1 protein-coding gene is annotated in these 1,625 nt (G+C 62.6%); it reads left to right on the forward strand.

Going from position 1 to position 1,625, the window contains the following annotated elements; genetic code table 11:
• Positions 1 to 2 precede the first annotated feature (2 nt).
• Complete coding sequence (locus FBT96_RS20455) at positions 3 to 1,616, forward strand: ISL3 family transposase (protein WP_455769552.1); 1,614 nt, start codon at positions 3 to 5, stop codon at positions 1,614 to 1,616.
• Positions 1,617 to 1,625 lie beyond the last annotated feature (9 nt).

The following is a 1,625-nucleotide window of genomic DNA, read 5'->3' on the forward strand; positions in this document are numbered from 1 at the left end:
TGATTTCAAGGAAGCACTGGTCGCCCGGGAGCGATGTTTCCGTTCAAAGCGTTGAGCGGCGCGATTCCGGCGGGTGGACTGTATCCGGCAGTCTGACACCAAACGGCATCTGCCCAGACTGTGGATTGCAATCGCGACGTCGTCACGGCTGGCGGCGTAGGCGGCTGCAGGATTATCCCGCCCATGGTGACGGGGTTACGGTAACCCTCTGGGTTTGCCGTTGGCGATGTTTGGCACCCGCCTGCCCGCGCCGGACTTTCTCGGACCAGATCGGCTCGATTGCGCGTCCTTTTGCGCGGCGCACTTCGCGTGTCGGGGAAATTGTCAGCCATCTTGGGCACGCGACCGGCGGGCGGCCTGCCGAGCGGCTCTTGCACCGCTTGGGCCTTGGGGTCAGTGATGACACGGTGCTTAGGCAGCTGAAGAACCGTGCTCAAGACACTGCCGAGCCGCCGACCGTCATCGGGATCGACGACTGGAGCTGGCGGAAGTCGCAGACCTACGGCACGATCATTGTCGATCTGGAGCGTCGCGCGGTCATCGATGTTCTCGAAGATCGTGATGTGGTCACCTGCACCGACTGGCTGAAACGACATCCCGAGGTGGAAGTGATCAGCAGAGATCGCTGCGGTCTCTACGCCCAGGCTGCCCGGCAAGGCGCGCCGCAAGCGGAACAGGTCGCCGACCGGTTTCATATCGTGCAGAACCTGCGGCAGGCTATCGAGGAGCAGATGAACCTTCACGGCCGTGCGACCGGCAGGGCGCTGCTGTCCGACGCCGACAATATCACCGCAGAGGGAAGCCTTCTGAAGTCCCGCCTTGCGCACAGGACGTCTCGGGAAGAGATTTTCACCACCATCCATGCGCTTCGAAATCAGGGGCTTACCTGCAGCGAGATTGGGCGGCGAACAGGGTTCCCTCGTCGCAGCATCGCGAAATGGCTGCAGTTCGAGACGCCGCCGGACCGCAGGCGGGCAGCTTTGAAGCCGACTTCGCCGTGGTACTTTGAAGAGTTCCTGAGCCAAAGCTGGAAGGGCGGAATTCGAACTGGAAGCGCCCTGTTCCGTCTGATCCGAGAGCGTGGCTACGAGGGGAGCCCGACGCATTTGCAGCGGCTGCTGGCGGGGTGGCGCAGAGCCGAAAAGCAAGCGAAGGGCCCTGCCTTGGAGCACCAGATCCTGGAACCGGTCCGGGACCCGGAAACGGGGCACGCGATCTCCCCGGTCATCGCGGCAGCGCTGTGTATCAAACCCCGCGGAAAACTCACCCCGGATCAGGCGCGGAAAGTCGACGCGCTCAAGGCTGGCTCTCCCGCCTTCGCAACGATGCGCTGCCTCGTCATGCGGTTCAACGGTATCCTGCGTGGCCGCGAGGCAGACCCGCTCCCTGCATGGATCGACGACGCGATCGAAACCGACCTGGCGCCCATCGTGCACTTCGCACGCACATTGAACCGGGATTTCGATGCGGTAAAAAACGCTATCGAGATGCCCTGGAGCAACGGCCAAGCAGAAGGTCAGATTAATCGTCTGAAGACCCTCAAACGCGCCATGTACGGCCGAGCCGGGCCAGAACTGTTGAGGGCAAGAATGCTGCCCCTCCGCCACACAGATTGAGGCAGAGCC

This window comes from Rhodobacter capsulatus (genome assembly GCF_005144475.1).
Classification (GTDB): Bacteria; Pseudomonadota; Alphaproteobacteria; order Rhodobacterales; family Rhodobacteraceae; genus Rhodobacter; species Rhodobacter capsulatus_C.